Raw genomic sequence first — 18,215 nt, forward strand, 5'->3', positions numbered from 1 at the left:
AAAATATGAATCACATTGAACTCATAAAAGCAGTAGAATGGAAAGACCTTAAAAAGCTTTCTGTGAAAGAAATGCTGATCGAAAATAACATCAGCCTACCATGGCTTTTGATCTCATTATTTTTAGCTTACAATGAATATTATTGGCTGGCATTACCATTCTCAGGATTTTATTTCCTGACAGCACTCAGACAGGTTCACAATGGTTTTCATAATTCTTTGGGAACTGGAAAATTTCTAACCTGGTTGTCGCTGTATTTGAACAGTCTTACCATGATAGCATCCATTCATGCTGTAAAATTCAATCACATCAGACATCATAAATTTTGTCTTTCCGAAGAAGATTATGAAGGAAAATCTGCCTCCATGAAATGGTACGAAGCTATTCTTTATGGACCCAAACATATGTTTCTGATTCATAGGGTTACCTTTAAAAAAGCAAATAAAACATACAAAAGAAATATGTTTTTGGAACTGGCTTCAATAGCTATTATTATATTTCTTGTATTTTACTTTCAAATCCATTTTTTGATGTATCATGTTCTGGTAATGATTTTTGGAGAATTATTGATGGCTTTCTTTGCCGTATGGACTGTTCATCATCATACCCATGAAAATCCCGATATAGCAAGGACACAGCGAGGATTCTGGAAAAATAAATTAACGTTCAATATGTTTTATCACATGGAACATCATCTTTTTCCCGCAGTTCCCACCATCAGACTTCCTGAGTTGGCAGAGAGAATAGACCAAACATTTCCTGAATTAAATAAAAAGAAAACCTTTTGAAATATGTCAATAATTTATTTAGAAACCTTAATCAATGCTGATATTCAATGTGTTTTTGATTGGGCAAGGAATATTGATCTGCATCAGCAATCAACTTCAAAAACCCATGAAAAAGCAATTGCGGGACGTACATCCGGTTTCATTGAAGAAAATGAAACTGTAACCTGGAAAGCCAAACATCTAGGTGTTTATCAAACCCTTACCACAAAAATTATAAGTATGGATAAACCCAACCAGTTTACCGATGAAATGCAGAAAGGAGCTTTCAAATCCCTGCATCATCAGCATATTTTTAAGAAAGTAGATGGGAAGACACTCATGATAGACATCTTTGAATTTGAATCTCCATTAGGATTTATAGGAAAGCTTTTCAATACATTTTTTCTTAAAAATTATCTTAGAAATTTTCTATTGGAAAGAAACAGGTTAATAAAAGATACGGCAGAATCTGCCCCTACAACTATCAGTAAAGAGATTGTGATCAAAATCCATTAAATAACCAAATACACCAATTATGAATTTTTTAAAAGCCGAATGGCGAAAACTAGCTATCATCAATTACGAGATTAACCCAGACCTATTATTAAAATATTTGCCTGAGGGGACAGAACTGGATTTCTATGAAGATAAATGTTACGTAAGCTTAGTAGGATTCATGTTTTTAAATACAAAGCTATTAGGCTTGCCAATCCCTTTTCATCGTAATTTTGAGGAAGTAAACCTTAGGTTTTATGTCAAGAAAAAAGAAAACGGAATATGGAAAAGAGGAGTGGTTTTCATCAAGGAAATCGTACCAAAGCCGGCCTTAAGTTTTGTAGCGAATTCTCTGTACAAGGAAAACTATCACACGATGCCTATGAAAAACTTGATTCATCAGAAAGAGGATGAATTATTGATTAAATACTCATGGAAAGATAAAAGCTGGCATTCCATTCAGATTAAGGCAGAAAATAAGGCAAAACCGATGGAAGCAGATTCAGAATTTGAATTTATTACAGAACATTATTTTGGCTTTACCAAAAAAGAAAAAAGGACTTCTGAATATGAAGTATGCCACCCAAAATGGGATTGTTATCAAGTAAAAGATCATCATGTAGAAATTGATTTTCATAAGGTTTATGGAAAAGATTTTGAGTGTCTGAATCATCAGGAACCTATTTCAGTAATGCTGGCTGAGGGATCTGAAATAGAAGTGAAAACAAAGAAGTATAGTATCTGATAAGTTTTAAATAATTATTACATAGAAGTTTGCTTCTTATTCCTAAATTTAAAAAACTATAGAAATGAAAATAATCATAGCTGGGGGTACCGGATTCCTGGGTGAAAATCTTGAGAAAAACTTTGCAGAAAAAGGAAATCAAGTGTACATTCTTACCCGTACACCCAAACGTGAAAATGAAATCTATTGGGATGCAAAAAACATGGGTGAATGGAAAAATATTCTTGAACAGGCAGATGTTCTGATTAATCTTACAGGGAAATCTGTGGATTGCCGTTATCATGAAAAGAATAAAAAAGAAATTTATACTTCAAGAATTGACAGTACCAAAGTGCTGCAGGAAGCCATGAATCTTTGTGCGGTTAAACCGAAAGTATGGTTGAATGCAAGTTCAGCAACCATTTATGTACATTCAGAAAAACATTTGAACACAGAAAATAGCGGTGTTATTGGAGATGATTTCTCAATGAACATATGTAAAAGTTGGGAACATGAATTTTTTAAGATTAAAAATGAAGAAACCCGAAAAGTAGCCCTTCGTACTTCTATCGTTTTAGGAAATAATGGAGGAGCTTTTCCGAAGCTACGAATGATCACGAAATTCGGATTGGGAGGTAAGCAGGGTAGAGGAAACCAAATGGTAAGCTGGATTCATATTAAAGACTTTTGCAGAGCGGTGGAATGGATTATTCAAAATGAAAACATGAGCGGTGCAATCAATATAACAGCTCCTAATCCAATATCTAATGAAGAAATGATGAGAAAACTTAGAAAACAGACAAACATTCCGTTTGGAATGAATGCTCCTGTCTGGCAGTTAGAAATAGCTTCAATATTTCTGAAAACAGAAACCGAATTATTACTCAAAAGCAGAAATGTTTATCCAGAAAATCTGATGAAAAGCGGATTTCGATTTTTGTATCCAGCCTTTGACGAAGTGGTTGCTGAGCTGTTTAAGAACTAATCAATTTTTCTTTTTAATCATAAAATTATTATGCCAATTACTATTACAAAAGGCTGCTTTTAAAGCAGCCTTTTGTAATAGTTGAATAGGTGATTAAAGTCTCTAATATTTTCTAGCCAGTAAAAGATTCAGTAAGAAAGTTCCTGTCCAGTTACTGTTATTGGTTCCGTTAGTCCCAACGAAGTCTATACGGGCAACAGACACTGTCAATCTCGTTCTTCCACTTGTACCATTGTTGGCCAAACTTACAAAGGATGCTGTAAATACATCAGGGAAGCTGGAATTATTTCCCGCAGTAAGAATAGGGTACATATTGGTCACATTGAAGGGCGCTCCCTGATACTCATAAACAATAGTCATTCTACTTGTATTAGAGTAAGCAGCTGTATGGGCATTGGTTACAGAGGCTTTACTGATAACCCACCATACATCGGTTCCTGTTCCTGTGTCATAAGTAGTAACAGTATGGTTTGACCAGTCATTAACTCCAGGTGATCCGTTTCCATGAGGCGGAATGGAAACCTGTGCTCCATAAATCTCCACATTACTAGGCTTAGGAAGAACCGTAAAGGATAGATCCCATGTTCCGCCGGTCGTATTACTGTTATTTACTACCTCAGCATAAGCTCCTGTTGGAATTACAAAAGAAGCAACCGGTGTGTTGTCAATCCTTAGTGTATTACCGCTAGATGCCTGAAGCGTAATACCAAATGTAGATATATTTTTGATTTTATAAATCCTTCCGGTATAACTGGTGGCTCCGGTTCCTATCACAGGAAGGGTAAACGTGGCATTATTTGCCCCATTATAAGTTATATAATGATCAGTAGGCAGGATGGTATAGTTGGTGGCCGTAACCTGACTATAGCCGGCACGTAGTGAACCGTTGATCGCTAAAGTACTGTTGGGAGTTGTTGTATTAATCCCTACTTGTGCGCTTAGGGTGAGAGTGGTAAGCAAAAGAAGTAAAATGTATTTTTTCATTTCATTTTTATTTTTGATTGGGTTTCAACAAAAATAAAAAAAAATAAGCTTGAAATACTCTGTTAAGTGAATATTTATAAATTTTTAACACAAATCTCTATATGGTGATATATTTATAATATTAAAAATCTGTTTATTAAAATTTTTCAATTCTCTACACTCTACCGAATAACATCAGAACAAAGGGGACCTTGTTTGTAATATTTGAATTATTTTCTATTATTCTGTGTATATTTTACTCATACAGTCGGATCCATATTTTAATTTCATAATAGAATAATTGGCATTGTTAGGTGCATTCATACCCCCAAAAAATATTGGTACGATATATGTACATTTTCTGTAAACCAGAATGAATTTGATTGATAATAAGTTGATTAAAAGCATTCAAAAATAGAAATATCATGAAAAAGTTATTTATTTCAACCCTGTTATTATTAGGTTTATCCGCGAATGTTTTTGCTCAAAAACACGCCCCGCTTCCTCCACATCCTTCAAAAAGCGAACTGGTAACTATTAAAATGCAGGAGCTTACCAAAAAATACAATGTTGAGAAAAAATTGATTCTCAATCATCCGCTTGCCACCAAACAGATGAAGAGAGATCAGATGAAAGCCTTAAATCAAAGATATGCCACTGAAAAGCGATTGCTTAAACAGGCTAAATAATACAGTTTTTTTGCAGTTTTTAAAATTGGAAATGACTGTTTTTATAATTTAGATTTTGATAAATTTTCAATATAAAATAATATTTATTGATAGAGAATGCGTTTTGTGTTCTCTTTTTTTGTTCAAAATTTAATAAAAACAACTTTGTTTATGCATTTAAAGATCAATTTGTAGAAACATGAAACATCCAATATTTTTCCTTAAATTCGCATAAAAATTTTTAAAGTAATGAATTACGATATTATTGTCATTGGAAGTGGTCCTGGTGGATATGTTACTGCAATCAGAGCAGCACAATTAGGTTTCAAAACCGCAATTATCGAGAAAGAAAACTTAGGTGGAATTTGTCTTAACTGGGGATGTATCCCGACTAAGGCTTTGTTGAAATCTGCTCAGGTTTTTCATTATATCAACCATGCTGAAGATTATGGATTAAATAAAGTGGAAGCTAGCTTTGAATTCCCGAATGTAATTCAGAGAAGCCGTGGTGTTGCCAGCAAAATGAGCAAAGGAATTGAGTTCTTGATGAAAAAGAACAAGATTGACGTAATTCTTGGTACTGCAAAAGTACAGAAAGGTAAAAAAGTTTCTGTTACAGATAAAGACGGTAAGGTAGTTGAATATACTGGAAGTCACATTATTATTGCAACAGGAGCACGTTCAAGAGAATTGCCAAACTTACCACAGGATGGTAAAAAAGTAATCGGATACAGACAGGCATTATCTCTTCCTGAGCAACCAAAATCTATGATTGTTGTAGGTTCTGGAGCTATCGGAGTAGAATTTGCCGATTTCTATAATACAATGGGAACAAAAGTAACTGTTGTAGAATTTATGCCAAACATCGTTCCTGTAGAAGATGAAGAAATCTCTAAACACTTAGAGAAATCTCTGAAAAAATCAGGAATTGAGATCATGACAAACGCTTCTGTAGAAAGTGTTGACACTTCAGGAGAAGGAGTAAAAGCAAATGTAAAAACGGCTAAAGGAAACATTACTCTTGAAGCTGATGTATTATTATCTGCTGTAGGTATTGCTGCCAACATCGAAAACATTGGTTTAGAAGAAGTAGGTATCCAGACAGATAAAGGCAGAGTTTTAGTAAATGAATGGTACGAAACGTCAGCACCTGGTTACTATGCAATCGGAGATATTATCCCAACTCAGGCATTGGCTCACGTTGCTTCTGCAGAAGGAATCACTTGTGTTGAGAAAATTAAAGGAATGCATGTTGAGAAAATCGACTATGGCAATATCCCTGGATGTACATACTGTCACCCTGAAGTAGCTTCTGTAGGTCTTACAGAAAAGCAGGCTAAAGAAAAAGGATACGAAATAAAAGTAGGTAAATTCCCTCTTTCAGCAAGTGGTAAAGCGACTGCTAACGGAAATACAGATGGTTTCATCAAAGTGATTTTCGATGCTAAATATGGTGAGTGGTTAGGATGCCACATGATTGGTGAAGGAGTAACTGATATGGTTGCAGAAGCTGTAGTAGCAAGAAAATTGGAAACTACAGGTCACGAGATTATCAAATCAATCCACCCGCACCCAACAGTTTCTGAAGCGATTATGGAAGCAGCAGCAGCAGCTTACGGTGAAGTAATTCACATCTAATCTGAAATTATACAGAAATTTATATAACAAAAGCTCAGATTTTTCTGAGCTTTTTTAATTGATTTTCATGAAAAAAATTACCTTTTTATTTTCTTTACTCTGCTTTGTATTTGTGTTTTCTCAGAAGCAATTTCAGTATAAAGAAAATCATTTTCCTGTAAAATATGTATTAAAAAACTCTACAGATACGATCAAAACAAGAGTTCAAAATATTGGGATTTTTACTAATAAAAAATTTTCAGCGGCTACTTACATCAAACAAGTGAATATGTTGGATTCTTTGGGAAATAAGAATGTGATAAGTGAATTTGATATTGATTATATGGAAGTTACAGACCCTCAGAATGTGATAAGAAAATTTACTTCTTCAACATCACTTCATCTTGCTAAAAATGATTTTGGTCTTATAGAAATAGTATATCATGGTAAAATAAGTTGGTATAGAGATTATTTTTACGTTGGACTGGTTGGCTACAAAATGAATAAAGTAGATTTTCTAATTGATCAGAAAGATGGAAAACTTACCAATGAATCCGGTTTTTTTAATCCTAGTATTAAAAATAATCTTAAAGAAAAATTGAAAGATTATCCTGAACTTCTGGCATTAGTTGATAAATCAAAAAAAGATGAAGATATTATCAAAGTTCTTGAATTATATAATAATGAATAATGTACCTATTTGAAAGGTAAATAAATAAAAATTCTAATCGCACAATCACAGATTTTGTCTGTGGTTTTTTTGTGAAAAATAACTAATTTCGGTAAAAATTTAACATGAAAAATAAATCTATCATAACCCTTTTTATGCTGGCGGGAATAGTGACCCTGGCACAAAATAAAAATGAATTTGTAACTCCCAATGAAAATCTCGTTGCAGAAAATATATTGCCCATTCCAAAGTCTTTAGGTCAGGCCATTAAAAAATATTCAGAAGGAAGAAATGCAAGCCTTGCAGATATTCCTCCGAATGGTAAAGAGATTCTTGCAGTTACCCGCTTTGGTTCTACGAATCAATTGCATAAGATCATTACACCAATGGGTGCGAGAAAACAAATTACATTCTTTGAAGAACCTGTGAATACCGCTTCCTATGAACCTACAAAAGGAGAATATCTTGTGTATTCAAAAGATACAGGCGGGAATGAATTTGGACAGCTTTACAGCCTGAATTTGAAAACGATGGAGTCTAAACTTCTTACCGATGGCGGGAGGTCTCAAAACGGCGGAATTACCTGGAAAAAAGATGGTTCCGGACTTTATTTTACTTCCACCAAAAGAAATGGAGGAGATCGTGATATTTATTATATGAATCCTTTAAAACCGGAAGAAACACAATCTATTTTAGAACTAAAAGGCGGTGGCTGGGGAATCAATGATATTTCTGATGATCATAAAAAACTGTTGATCACAGAATATGTTTCTGCTAACGATTCCTATCTATATATCTATGATCTGGAAACAAAAAAACTGGAGCCTATTACCGACCGAAAAGAAAAAGGAATTGTTCAGCTTAATGCCTCTTTTGGGAAAAACCCGGATGAAATTTACTACGTTACAGACCGTGACAATGAGTTCAGCAGATTGGCCGTTTTTAATGTGAAAACTAAAAAAAATAATTACCTGACGAGCTCCATCCCATGGAATGTTGAAAGTTATGATTTATCTAAGGATAAGTCGAAGCTTACTTTTATTACCAATGAAAGTGGGATCAATAAGCTCTATATCTTAGATGCAAATACACAGAAATATGCAGCTGTGAATAAAATCCCTGTGGGGCTTTTAGGTGGAGGTAAGTTTTCCGGAGATGGAAAAACTGTTTATTTTTCACAGTCTACAGCCAATTCCGGTTCAGATATCTATAAGTTGGATGTTGCTTCTCAGACTATTGAAAGATGGACGGAGAGTGAACTTGGTGAAATGCAGCCCGCAGATATGGCTATTCCAAAATTGATCAATTGGAAAAGCTTTGACGGAATGAAAATTACAGGCTTTTATTATCCTGCACCAGCTAAGTTTACCGGAAAAAGACCGGTTTTAATCTCTATTCATGGTGGTCCGGAGGGACAATCAATGGCGAGTTCTTTAGGAGGTTCCAATTATTTTTCCAATGAAATGGGAATTGCCCTGATCTATCCTAATGTAAGAGGGTCTTCAGGATTTGGGAAAACTTATATTGCAGCAGATAATGGATACCTGAGAATGAATTCTGTGAAAGATATTGGTGCTTTATTAGATTGGATTGCTCAGCAGCCGGAGCTGGATAAGGATAGAATTATGATTACAGGTGGAAGCTATGGCGGATTTATGACACTGGCGACAGCATATGAGTATGCTGATAGAATCAGATGTTCAATGGATGTAGTAGGAATATCTGACTTTAATACTTTCCTTAAAAATACAGAAGAGTACAGACGTGATCTAAGAAGAGTAGAATATGGTGATGAAAGAATCCCTAAAATGGCCGAATTCTTTACTAAAATAGCTCCTCTGAATAATATTGACAAGATTAAAAAACCAATGTTTATTGTACAGGGAACCAATGATCCAAGAGTTCCGGTTTCCGAAGCTATTCAAATGCGTGATAAACTAAAAGGACAGGGGAAAACAGTATGGTATCTTGAGGCTAAAAATGAAGGACATGGATTCAGGAAAAAAGAGAATATAGATTTCCAGCGTCTGGCGATGATCAGATTTATGCAGGAATACTTGTTGAAATAAGACCATTAGGCTAAAATATTGGCCTAACATACATTACGCTCATGAATATTTCATTGAATATTTATGAGCGTATTTTTTATTATAGATGATTAATTTGTATCAAAATACCAGTGCATTTTATGATCAGTTAAGTTAAGTAAGTTTAAGAAAGGGGTTGCTTTGAGTCATTTTAAAAACAAGTTTTTGTTAAAATAACTTTAAAATCAGCATATTTATAAAAATTAACCTGATTATATCAAGCTGTTTTCATACATTTATTCTATGAATTTTGAGAAAGTAGGACTAGTTTTGTCAGGTGGCGGTACCAAAGGAATCGCTCATGCAGGGGTATTAAAATTCTTAAAGGAAAAAAATATAGAAATAGACATTCTTTCATGCTGTAGTGCAGGATCTATTGTTGGATGTCTTCATGCTATCGGAAAAACTCCCGATGAAATTCTGGAATTTTTCAATTCTGTATATTTTTTTAATTGGAAGCACTTTGCTTTTAACCAGCCGGGATTGGTTTCCTCAGTTATTTTCAGAAACTATTTAAGACCTATTTTTCATGATATGAAATTGGGTGATTTGGATATTGACGTGAAGATCGTAGCTACAGAATTGGTGGGTGGAACCCAGAAAATTTTTGACAAAGATTTTGAAGTGGTTGATGCCATTATTGCCTCATGTTCTATCCCCGGAATTACAACCCCTTACATTATTGGAGAAGAAATGTATTGTGATGGAGGTGTTTTGAATAATTTTCCTGCCGATATCATCAGAGATGAATGTGATAAGCTTATTGGTGTATTTGTTTCCCCACCCAATGAGGCTAAAATTAAAGACCTGAATTCTATTAAGGCCATTGTCTCCCGTTCTTATGATCTTCTTTCCTATAGAATAGAAAAAGTGAAATTCGATTACTGTGACTGGTTCATATCTTCCCAAAAATTGGCTACCTACGGAACATTTGAACGTGGAAAAGACCGTCTTGAGCAGATTTTTAATATCGGATATGAAGCCGCAAAAGAAAGTTATGATGGCAGCCGTTTTCTTATAGGGTTAAGCCAATCCGGCGCATAATAAAAGATGCCGGAAAATATGTTTCTCTTCCAGCATCTGCTTAAACTAATCTTATATTAATTTTTTACTACCTGCCCGTCCTGGCGGACTATTTCTTGATCATTTGTATCATAAACAACCAGTGTATAAGGCGCTTTTTTAGCAGAATCAGTAAGGTAATTTCTCCAAACCTGATAGCTATGCCCCTCGTTATTAAAGCTGATATAATAATTTCCTCCCGTTCCATCAGGAATCAGTTCACCATCACTGATAATCATGCTTGGTTTAGCTGTAATTTTTGCACCAGCATTCCAGGATTGATAAAGGTATTTGCCATTAGGCTGCTTATCAATTCTGATCTTAAATTTTTTTGTTTTAATAATTACCGTCTTAGGTATTTTTTGAAAAGTTGAATGAAGAGAAACACTGTTGGTTTTTAAGTCATTCGGAATTTCCTTAGCATAGACAAAAGAAAACTGAGCTAAAGAAAATGCTCCTAATAAGAAATACTTAATCATATTATAATGGTTATTGGTTAACTTTTCAAACACCATCAAATATGACGCCATTTTTTAGGATTATAATAATGAAAAAGTTGCTAGATAATTATCCTGCCAAACCTTTCGATTTGTCTTTCCTCCGGAGTAGGGGAATATTTAAATTTTCATATACTTAGGTATACTTTATAGATATCATATTTGCACTTAAATAATCTTAAGTGTTAAAGACAAATTTGGAACTTTTTAAAGTATTAAAATATATTATTTTAATTGGAAATAGCAGTATAGCTGGCAAAGGCCTCTTCTAGGCTGTTAAATTTCCCCTTGAACTCGTCAATAGGGCAGTCCTGAAGAATATTTCCCTTATGAATAAGAATTACTCTTGAGCAAAGTGCCTCCACTTCCTGCATAATGTGAGTAGAAAGCAGAACTGTTTTTTGCTGGCCAATCTCTTTTACTACATTTCTGATTTCCAGAATCTGATTAGGATCCAGTCCGTTGGTAGGCTCATCAAGAATCAACAGATCCGGCTGATGGATAATAGCTTGTGCCAATCCAACACGTTGTTTGTATCCTTTGGAAAGTTGTCCTATTTTTTTTGATTTTTCAGGAGTAATTCCTACCAGTTCAATCACTTCATCTACTCTGGATTCAGAGATTTTATGGATATTGGCTACAAACTGAAGATATTCCTTTACGTACATTTCCAGATAAAGCGGATTGTTTTCAGGAAGAAAACCTATTTTCTTTTTGCTCTGGATTTCATTTTCAGAAATATTTAAACCATTAAAAATAATCTCTCCCTGATCAATTTTCAGTGCGCCTACAATGGATTTCATCAATGTGGATTTTCCGGCACCATTGGGACCAAGAAGACCGATGATTTCATTTTTGTCAATAGAAATATTGATATTATCTAGGGCAGTCTGTTCACCAAATTTTTTTGTCAAATTGATTATCTGAAGCGGCATAATTTTTAATGTCTTTCTGCAAAAATAAAATAAAAAAACTCATTCAATGGAATGAGTTTCGTAATATTTTTAAATTATAATTATTTTCTTGCTTTTTTCTTGCTTCCACCAGATGCAGGGGTGGCAGTAGAGGCTGTATTAGTGCCTTTTGTAGCTGTACCTTGGTTAATGGTAGCAGGCTTGTCATACATAGAATACTTACCGTTGGTTCTTCCAAAAATTTTATCAACCTGTTTTTGTGTTAGAAACTGTGATTTTCCAACGTATTTACGGTTTTTGTTGATATATTGGATGAATTGTACGGTTGGCTTACCATAGTTCTTTTCATAATGAAGCTCGATAATATCGTTGGGAAGCTCCAATACTACATTTTCATCAGGAACAGATATAAAGCCGTCCAAAATAAGTTTATATAGTCCTGCAACGTCTCCATTCAGGTTTTGAAATGAAAAAGATCTGATTGTATTCAGGTTGCTGGTGTTCAGGTCCTGGTAGTTAACCGTAAACTTGTCTTCTTTTTTATATAAACCAACAGAGTTGTCTTTGCCGATTTCCACCAAACTTTCATTTTTCAACACTTTAATCTGAGAGAAAACTGAAATACTGAACATACATGTAATAAGTAGAATTATTTTTCTCATAGGATGAATTTTAATGTTTTATAAATTGGTGCACATAAATTTACTAATAAAAATGCTAAAAAGCAATTTTATTCATTTACACAAAAGTAATACTTTTTTTTAATATCTGTAAGATATTGAATATTGATTAAATAGTAAGTTTTAAAAATGTAACGTATTGTTATTCAGTGTTTTTAATGTCTTTTATTTAAAAATATTTCTACTCAGATAGATGGAAAGTATTTCAATGTAATGTCTTGAAAAACAGTTTGAAAAAAGATTTTTTAAAGTGTAAAGTAAAAAAATCCTTTAAAGAAATGTTAAAAAATAATGTGCTCAAACAGTAAAATGTGAATTGCTCATTAATAATAGATTATAAGTTACTAATGAGCAGTTATAATAGTCTGTTTTTTGAAACAGAAGATATAAAAATATCAAATTCTTGTTTATAACTCCGTCCAACAGGAATCTGATGATTACCCAGATGAACTTCATTATTATTGTAAGCAGAAACAAACTTTGCATTTATAATAAAAGATCTGTGGATCCTAACAAATCCCTTTGATACAAGTGCAAATTCAAGCTCTGTTATTTTACTTTTTGAGATAAAACTCAGGCTGGAAGCCATTGTCACCTTAATGTCATTTCCCTGACTTTCAATATAGACAATTTCAGAAAGTGTGAGTTTCCGATGCATTCCCTCTGTTTTTAGAATGATAAAATCATCTTTGGAAGTAGAATTTCTGAGTATTCGTTCCACAGACTTGAAAAAGCGTTCAAAAGTAATAGGTTTCAAAAGATAATCTACGGCCTCCAGTTCGAAACCTTCAATGGCAAAATCACGATAGGCTGTGGTGAAAATAGTCTTTGGTTTCTGAGAAAGGGTTTTTAAAAAATCAATTCCGTTTAAGTGAGGCATATGAATATCTAGGAACATCAGATCTACCGTTTGGTTCTGAAGTAATTTATAGGCCTCCATGGCATTTTCAGCTTTCCCAACCAGTTTAAAATGGTCAATCTTGGAAATATGGTTTTCCAGTAATGTTGCTGCCAGAGGTTCGTCATCTACAATGATACAGTTAATCATAGTGTGCAGGAGTGATTATTTCAACGTTAAAAATATTGTTTTCCTGAGAAATATTAAAGATAAAATGTTCTTGATAGTGATATTCCAGCTGTCTTCTTACATTTTGCAATCCAATTCCTTTTTCATTGCTGCTTTCATTATTTTCAAAAGTATTTTTAATTTTAAAAATGGATTGCTTCTGAGTGGTTTCTACTTCTATTTTTATTTCTGTTGGTCTTGAACTTTTTCCGGCACCATGCTTGAAAGCATTTTCCACAAGGGTAAGATAGAGCAATGGAGGAACGGAACCGGAGGATTTTATATGGACCTGTTTTGTTATTTTTAACCTTTTATCAGGATACCGAAGACTTTCCAATGCAATATAATGGTCAATAATAGTAAGCTCATCAGCAATAGAGACCCATTTTTTCTGTCCTTTATATAAAATGTAATCCAAAATATCTGAAAGCTGGCTGATGGATTGAGAAGTCTTTTCCGAATGCGTGATTGAAAGTGAGTAAATATTATTCAATGTATTGAACAAAAAATGAGGGTTAAGCTGGGATTTAAGTGACTTTAGCTCCAGTTCGGTCTTTTCCTTTTGCAGCTTCATGGTATTTTCCTTTTCATCTTTATAACGTATGAAAAACATGATTGAGATAAAGATAAATGCTCCACTGATAATCGGAAATGTATAATGCAGTAAAAGATACCTAATGTCTGTAAAAATGCTTACAAGACTGTCCTTGGATTCATTAATGAAAAAAGGCTCAGCCATATAAACGATAAAAATCCTGTTGATCACTGAGATAGCGTATAGACTTATTACAAGAGCGATTGAAAATTCAACATACTTTTTTCGGTCAAAAAAATGACGAATCAAGAGATAGTAAATAAAATTGGCACCTATAATCTGAAAAATCCAGTGGCAGAAATTGTAAATGACCAGCTCCTTAATGATGCCATCGCTATATTCACCATAGGACCTTGCAATCCCAAACAAAAATAGGGCAACCCAGAAGAATAGCTGGAAGTATAAAGTTGGTCTGAAATGTGTTCCTGTTCCGGTTTTCATCTTCTTCAAAAATAAGAAAACTTAAAATAAAGTACGTAAATATGAAGTAAAGAACAGCAAAATAATGACCAATAACAACGACCAGTATTCAGACTGCATATTTTACCATTGACATAGAATTGGCTGCTTTCTGTATCTCTATTAAAAAAGCACAAAGGAATCTAGCAATATTTGCAGTAAAAAACATGAGAGCAGAACGACCTGAAAGATTTTATGGGTTAGATCACCTGAGAGCCTTAGCTATTTTACTGGTTTTATTATATCATTATCGTGCCTTTAAACATCCTGTTTGGATTGAAACTGTTGGGAAGTTTGGCTGGACTGGTGTTGATCTGTTTTTTGTTTTAAGTGGTTTTCTTATTTCGAGTCAGTTGTTTAGGGAAATAGAAAGTAGAGGGAGAATCAGTTTGAAAACATTTTATATCAAAAGGTTTTTTAGGATCATTCCTTCTTATCTTTTTACTATTTTTCTTTATTTTATTATTCCTTTTTTCAGAGAAAGAGAAGCATTGCCGCCCTTATGGAAGTTCATTACATTTACTCAAAATTACGGGTTAAATGTCATTGATCAGGGGACATTTTCTCATGCATGGTCTTTGTGTATTGAAGAGCAATTTTATCTTATACTTCCTTTACTGCTCTTGGTTTTAATGCCCGTAAAACTGCTTAAATATCTTGCCGTTTTAATCATTTTCCTCATTGCTTTTTCGATGATGCTAAGGTGGGTAAGCTGGAATGAAACTATTGCTTTTTTGGATCATAATTCTCTGGAATTCTGGCGTTCATGGTACATGAAAATATATTATCCGACCCATACAAGACTGGATGGACTTGGAACCGGTGTGCTGATTGGGTATTTAATGCAATATTCTTCATGTTTTAAAAATATGGTTCATCGTAAAGGAAACTGGCTCTTTATTTTGGGAGTCGTGTTGTTGGGATTTTCATTTTGGATGTGCAATGAGCAGGCTTCAAAGAATGCTTCTGTATTTGGGTTTACGCTGGTGGCTATAAGCTATGGTATGATCGTTATGTCTGCTATTTCAGAGTCTTCATTTCTTTCGCGCAAGAAACTTTATATTACGTCGGAACTGGCAGCTTTGTCCTATGCCATTTATCTTTCACATAAAGGAATTATTCATATTGTTCAGAATGTTTTTGACGGTTTTGATATTCAGACTTCGGATAGTATATGTTTAACTGTATGTTTTCTAGCGTCTATTGCAGGTGGCCTAGGGTATAGGTTTATGATTGAAAAGCCCTTTGCTGCTATTAAATCAAAAGTCTTGAAAGATAATTTTCTGTAATTTATTCAAAAAAAATGTTTTTGGATCAACGAAAAGGCGCAAGGAATTGTAATGGCTTATTGTTTTTAAGGCGCAAGAAAATCCTTGATTTTCAGCAGAGATTGTAGAAATGTAGTAAAATAAGAATATTTAAGATAAGGAAAAAGGCAGCCCCAAAATTGGAACTGCCTTTTTTATTTTGTTGTTTCTGAGCTATTGTCAGAGCTATTTTGAAGTAATGCTTTTCAAAATTACATTTTTGATGGCAGCTTCTTTAAAGCTCCAATATTCACTGCTTTTTGGCATTTGATTTTCAAGAACAATCAAACTGGTATCTGTAGAGGGGAAATATACATTTAGGCATGTAAATCCATCACCAAGACCTGTTACCGCATAATAATCAAGACCTGCTTCCTTAATGAAACGGATATTATAACCAAATCCCATGCTTTCTTTTCCGAAAACATTATGTTGAGAGGTTGTAGAGGGGGTAAGAATCAGCTTTTGAAATTTTGGAGAAAGAAGTTTTCCTTTAAATAAGGCATCATCCCATTTTGCAAGATCCTGAACGGTGGAAATAACTCCTGCAGCAGGGGCAATATCCTCGTTTAAGAAAGAACTTTCAACTTTCTTGAATTGATTGTCCTCGCTCATATAACCCGGAACAAGAGATGGTTTGCTTTTAGTATTATAAATAAATGTTTTTTCCATTTTCAGCTTTTTGAAAAGAGAATTTGCCAGTTCTGTAAAGCTTTTACTATTGGTGTTTTGAAGAATTTCTCCTAACAGTATGTAGGATAAGTTTCCATATTTGAACTGTGAGCCGGTTTTGAATGCAGCGGGCTTCTCAAGATCTACAATTCCGTGTGTATGATTCAGAAGATGGTGTATGGTTACTGAATCTGCCCAGGATTGGGTAATGGTAGGCAAATATTTTTTTATGGGTGCCTGAAGATCAAGCTTTCCTTGTTCTGCTGCCTGTAAAATTAAAACAGCAGTAACTTGCTTTGAATTCGACATGACTTCAAACTGATCATCGGTTTTTAAAGCAATCTTTTTTTCAAAATCCTTATAACCATTGGCTTTCAGATATTTTGTTTTTCCATTTTGAGAAACCAAAACAACACCATTAAACTTCAATGGAGTAGAAGCTGTTATGATGCTGTCTATTTTATGAGAATACTGTGTGGTTTTTTGCGCTTTTGTATTGATGAATAATAGGGTAGAAATAGTTATTGCAGAAAATAATTTTGTCTTCATCATGAGGTTATTTTTTGTTGTAATAATGATAGGTTGCCTTAGAAATATCTGCAATGATGGCTTCTGCATTTTCAAACTTCTCGTAGGTATCGTGTACAAAAACGGCAATGTATATTCTTTTTTTATCTGAAAGTTCAATGATCCCAAAATCATTTATAGCTCCTGTCATTCCAGCTTCATTGGTAAAGGAAGTTCCCGTACGGTGGGCTATTTTAATCTTTTTGGGAAGATGGGCCTTGAGTCTTTTGGCTCCTGATGCGTTATTAAGCATAGCGGTGTACAACCATTTTGTATGTTCCTTGTTCAGAATTTCTCCATTGTAGAAACGTTCGAGTAGGCTGATGGCTTCGTTGGGGGTTATTGTATTGATAAATTGTGATTCCCAATCCTTGTGCATATCTTCTTCATTGTTTTTAATGAAGAAGTTTTTACTGTTAATGAATTTTTGAACAGGTTCAGGACCACCAATTAATCGTAGAAGGATATCCGTTAGATTATTATCACTGTAGGAAACCATCCATTGTATTGTTTCCTCTAAGGTCAGTTCAATATTGCCTTCAGGATGTTCTTTTTGAAATGGGCTCCATGTGTTTTCTAAAAGTTCTTCTTTTTTGATGTAAATCTTTTGTTGTAGAGAAAGTTCACCTTTTTCTACCTTATGAAGAATGGCTAAGGCAATGTGAAACTTTACAGTACTCAGCATGGGATAAAGCTTATTTCCATTAATCTGTATGACCTCTTTTTTGGGAGTCTCCATAATGGATACTCCTACATCTGCTTTCTTATTGGCAATGATGGATTCAATTATCTTTTTTAGTTCCGGATTAGTATGGGTTTGTGAAAAAAGGGGTAGATTTAAAAGTAGGACAAACAGGGTGAGAATAATTTTTCTTGACTTCATTTTGTGGATGGTTATTGGCAATGACTTTTGATTTCAAATATATGTATTTCCTGTTCTTCTTTTAATGGTTCGTCGGTATTTATTATTAATAAGTTTTGCATATAGATTCAGGTTATTTTTAATGATAAATTAATTAGTCATATTTATAAACCTATTAAACCTATGTTTAATACCAGTTTCAGAATTATTACTCATGAAAATAATATATATTAATACGAAAAGTACTTATTGAGCGTTATGAATATAGTTGTGGCTATAAATTTTGTAGCTGTAAAGTCAATAGATATTGAGAAAAGAGATTTCTATTGATAATCAAGATTGTATAAAATGACATCATTTCAAAAAAATGGTGTCATTTGTTTTTTGTGAACAATCTATAACCACGGATGTTTTATAAATTTAATTACTTTATGAATAATCTTTTTTATAAATTAATCAAACCTTCTTGAGGATCGTTTACTATTTTCATTACGCATAAATTTATGATTATATTCTATGAGAAATAGACCGTTATCAGTTGTTTTTTGGTTGAATTCA

At 33.8% G+C, this 18,215-nt stretch carries 18 protein-coding genes; 10 read left to right on the top strand and 8 right to left on the bottom strand.

Annotation, left to right across the window (positions count from 1 at the left end; all coding sequences use genetic code 11):
• Window positions 1–5: 5 nt before the first annotated feature.
• From SCA31_RS18275 to SCA31_RS18290, 4 genes are all read left to right on the top strand, one after another.
• The gene (locus SCA31_RS18275) at window positions 6–788 is read left to right on the top strand and encodes a fatty acid desaturase family protein (RefSeq protein WP_410698466.1); all 783 of its coding nucleotides are present in this window, start codon (window positions 6–8) and stop codon (window positions 786–788) included.
• A gap of 3 nt (window positions 789–791) precedes the next feature.
• A complete protein-coding gene (locus tag SCA31_RS18280) occupies window positions 792–1,283 on the top strand; it encodes an SRPBCC family protein (protein ID WP_410698467.1) in 492 nt (163 codons plus the stop codon).
• Between the two features lie 19 nt (window positions 1,284–1,302).
• Window positions 1,303–2,007, top strand: a complete 705-nt coding sequence (locus SCA31_RS18285; RefSeq protein ID WP_410698468.1) for a YqjF family protein — start codon at window positions 1,303–1,305, stop codon at window positions 2,005–2,007.
• Between the two features lie 64 nt (window positions 2,008–2,071).
• A complete protein-coding gene (locus SCA31_RS18290; RefSeq protein WP_410698469.1) occupies window positions 2,072–2,971 on the top strand; it encodes a TIGR01777 family oxidoreductase in 900 nt (299 codons plus the stop codon).
• 102 nt (window positions 2,972–3,073) lie between these two features.
• On the opposite strand, the gene SCA31_RS18295 is transcribed toward SCA31_RS18290, so the two are convergent.
• Window positions 3,074–3,955, bottom strand: a complete 882-nt coding sequence (locus tag SCA31_RS18295) for a hypothetical protein (protein ID WP_410698470.1) — start codon at window positions 3,953–3,955, stop codon at window positions 3,074–3,076.
• Between the two features lie 404 nt (window positions 3,956–4,359).
• Here SCA31_RS18295 and SCA31_RS18300 point away from each other — a divergent pair, with 404 nt between their 5' ends.
• From SCA31_RS18300 to SCA31_RS18320, 5 genes are all read left to right on the top strand, one after another.
• Window positions 4,360–4,623 carry a hypothetical protein gene (locus SCA31_RS18300; RefSeq protein ID WP_410698471.1) on the top strand — a complete coding sequence of 88 codons (264 nt, stop codon included), beginning with the start codon at window positions 4,360–4,362 and terminating at the stop codon, window positions 4,621–4,623.
• Between the two features lie 228 nt (window positions 4,624–4,851).
• Window positions 4,852–6,240 carry a dihydrolipoyl dehydrogenase gene (gene lpdA / locus SCA31_RS18305; RefSeq protein WP_410698472.1) on the top strand — a complete coding sequence of 463 codons (1,389 nt, stop codon included), beginning with the start codon at window positions 4,852–4,854 and terminating at the stop codon, window positions 6,238–6,240.
• A 67-nt stretch (window positions 6,241–6,307) separates the two neighbouring features.
• Window positions 6,308–6,910 carry a hypothetical protein gene (locus SCA31_RS18310; RefSeq protein WP_410698473.1) on the top strand — a complete coding sequence of 201 codons (603 nt, stop codon included), beginning with the start codon at window positions 6,308–6,310 and terminating at the stop codon, window positions 6,908–6,910.
• Window positions 6,911–7,014: 104 nt separating this feature from the next.
• Complete coding sequence (locus SCA31_RS18315; RefSeq protein ID WP_410698474.1) at window positions 7,015–8,958, top strand: S9 family peptidase; 1,944 nt, start codon at window positions 7,015–7,017, stop codon at window positions 8,956–8,958.
• Window positions 8,959–9,219: 261 nt separating this feature from the next.
• Window positions 9,220–10,020: a patatin-like phospholipase family protein gene (locus tag SCA31_RS18320; protein WP_410698475.1), complete on the top strand. Its 801-nt coding sequence runs from the start codon at window positions 9,220–9,222 to the stop codon at window positions 10,018–10,020.
• A 56-nt stretch (window positions 10,021–10,076) separates the two neighbouring features.
• Here SCA31_RS18320 and SCA31_RS18325 read toward each other — a convergent pair whose 3' ends face one another.
• From SCA31_RS18325 to SCA31_RS18345, 5 genes are all read right to left on the bottom strand, one after another.
• Window positions 10,077–10,568 carry a hypothetical protein gene (locus tag SCA31_RS18325; RefSeq protein WP_410698476.1) on the bottom strand — a complete coding sequence of 164 codons (492 nt, stop codon included), beginning with the start codon at window positions 10,566–10,568 and terminating at the stop codon, window positions 10,077–10,079.
• A gap of 197 nt (window positions 10,569–10,765) precedes the next feature.
• Entirely contained in the window at window positions 10,766–11,470 is a 705-nt protein-coding gene (locus SCA31_RS18330) for an ABC transporter ATP-binding protein (protein WP_410698477.1), read from the bottom strand.
• An 80-nt stretch (window positions 11,471–11,550) separates the two neighbouring features.
• Entirely contained in the window at window positions 11,551–12,111 is a 561-nt protein-coding gene (locus tag SCA31_RS18335) for a hypothetical protein (protein ID WP_410698478.1), read from the bottom strand.
• A 373-nt stretch (window positions 12,112–12,484) separates the two neighbouring features.
• Complete coding sequence (locus tag SCA31_RS18340; protein WP_410698479.1) at window positions 12,485–13,177, bottom strand: LytR/AlgR family response regulator transcription factor; 693 nt, start codon at window positions 13,175–13,177, stop codon at window positions 12,485–12,487.
• Window positions 13,170–14,231: a sensor histidine kinase gene (locus SCA31_RS18345; protein WP_410698480.1), complete on the bottom strand. Its 1,062-nt coding sequence runs from the start codon at window positions 14,229–14,231 to the stop codon at window positions 13,170–13,172. The genes SCA31_RS18340 and SCA31_RS18345 overlap by 8 nt, the downstream gene beginning before the upstream one ends.
• A 185-nt stretch (window positions 14,232–14,416) precedes the next feature.
• On the opposite strand from SCA31_RS18345, the gene SCA31_RS18350 reads away from it, so the two are divergent.
• The gene (locus tag SCA31_RS18350) at window positions 14,417–15,538 is read left to right on the top strand and encodes an acyltransferase family protein (protein WP_410698481.1); all 1,122 of its coding nucleotides are present in this window, start codon (window positions 14,417–14,419) and stop codon (window positions 15,536–15,538) included.
• 204 nt (window positions 15,539–15,742) lie between these two features.
• Here the strand turns inward: SCA31_RS18350 and SCA31_RS18355 are convergent, their stop codons facing one another.
• Together SCA31_RS18355 and bla are read right to left on the bottom strand one after the other, a co-directional pair.
• A complete protein-coding gene (locus SCA31_RS18355; protein ID WP_410698482.1) occupies window positions 15,743–16,777 on the bottom strand; it encodes a serine hydrolase domain-containing protein in 1,035 nt (344 codons plus the stop codon).
• Window positions 16,778–16,784: 7 nt separating this feature from the next.
• Window positions 16,785–17,678: a class A beta-lactamase gene (gene bla / locus SCA31_RS18360; RefSeq protein WP_410698483.1), complete on the bottom strand. Its 894-nt coding sequence runs from the start codon at window positions 17,676–17,678 to the stop codon at window positions 16,785–16,787.
• Between the last annotated feature and the right edge of the window lie 537 nt (window positions 17,679–18,215).

It is taken from the genome of Chryseobacterium sp. SIMBA_028 (assembly GCF_046535285.1).
Classification (GTDB): Bacteria; Bacteroidota; Bacteroidia; order Flavobacteriales; family Weeksellaceae; genus Chryseobacterium.

Excerpts from the sequence above, each read along its gene's own strand:
- SCA31_RS18275 (WP_410698466.1), top strand. The coding sequence starts at position 6 with ATGAATCACATTGAACTCATAAAAGCAGTAGAATGGAAAGACCTTAAA.
- lpdA (WP_410698472.1), top strand. The coding sequence starts at position 4,852 with ATGAATTACGATATTATTGTCATTGGAAGTGGTCCTGGTGGATATGTT.
- SCA31_RS18345 (WP_410698480.1), bottom strand. The coding sequence starts at position 14,231 with ATGAAAACCGGAACAGGAACACATTTCAGACCAACTTTATACTTCCAG.
- bla (WP_410698483.1), bottom strand. The coding sequence starts at position 17,678 with ATGAAGTCAAGAAAAATTATTCTCACCCTGTTTGTCCTACTTTTAAAT.
- SCA31_RS18340 (WP_410698479.1), bottom strand. The coding sequence starts at position 13,177 with ATGATTAACTGTATCATTGTAGATGACGAACCTCTGGCAGCAACATTA.
- SCA31_RS18295 (WP_410698470.1), bottom strand. The coding sequence starts at position 3,955 with ATGAAAAAATACATTTTACTTCTTTTGCTTACCACTCTCACCCTAAGC.
- SCA31_RS18325 (WP_410698476.1), bottom strand. The coding sequence starts at position 10,568 with ATGGCGTCATATTTGATGGTGTTTGAAAAGTTAACCAATAACCATTAT.
- SCA31_RS18285 (WP_410698468.1), top strand. The coding sequence starts at position 1,303 with ATGAATTTTTTAAAAGCCGAATGGCGAAAACTAGCTATCATCAATTAC.
- SCA31_RS18350 (WP_410698481.1), top strand. The coding sequence starts at position 14,417 with ATGAGAGCAGAACGACCTGAAAGATTTTATGGGTTAGATCACCTGAGA.
- SCA31_RS18315 (WP_410698474.1), top strand. The coding sequence starts at position 7,015 with ATGAAAAATAAATCTATCATAACCCTTTTTATGCTGGCGGGAATAGTG.
- SCA31_RS18335 (WP_410698478.1), bottom strand. The coding sequence starts at position 12,111 with ATGAGAAAAATAATTCTACTTATTACATGTATGTTCAGTATTTCAGTT.
- SCA31_RS18310 (WP_410698473.1), top strand. The coding sequence starts at position 6,308 with ATGAAAAAAATTACCTTTTTATTTTCTTTACTCTGCTTTGTATTTGTG.
- SCA31_RS18355 (WP_410698482.1), bottom strand. The coding sequence starts at position 16,777 with ATGAAGACAAAATTATTTTCTGCAATAACTATTTCTACCCTATTATTC.
- SCA31_RS18290 (WP_410698469.1), top strand. The coding sequence starts at position 2,072 with ATGAAAATAATCATAGCTGGGGGTACCGGATTCCTGGGTGAAAATCTT.
- SCA31_RS18320 (WP_410698475.1), top strand. The coding sequence starts at position 9,220 with ATGAATTTTGAGAAAGTAGGACTAGTTTTGTCAGGTGGCGGTACCAAA.
- SCA31_RS18330 (WP_410698477.1), bottom strand. The coding sequence starts at position 11,470 with ATGCCGCTTCAGATAATCAATTTGACAAAAAAATTTGGTGAACAGACT.
- SCA31_RS18300 (WP_410698471.1), top strand. The coding sequence starts at position 4,360 with ATGAAAAAGTTATTTATTTCAACCCTGTTATTATTAGGTTTATCCGCG.
- SCA31_RS18280 (WP_410698467.1), top strand. The coding sequence starts at position 792 with ATGTCAATAATTTATTTAGAAACCTTAATCAATGCTGATATTCAATGT.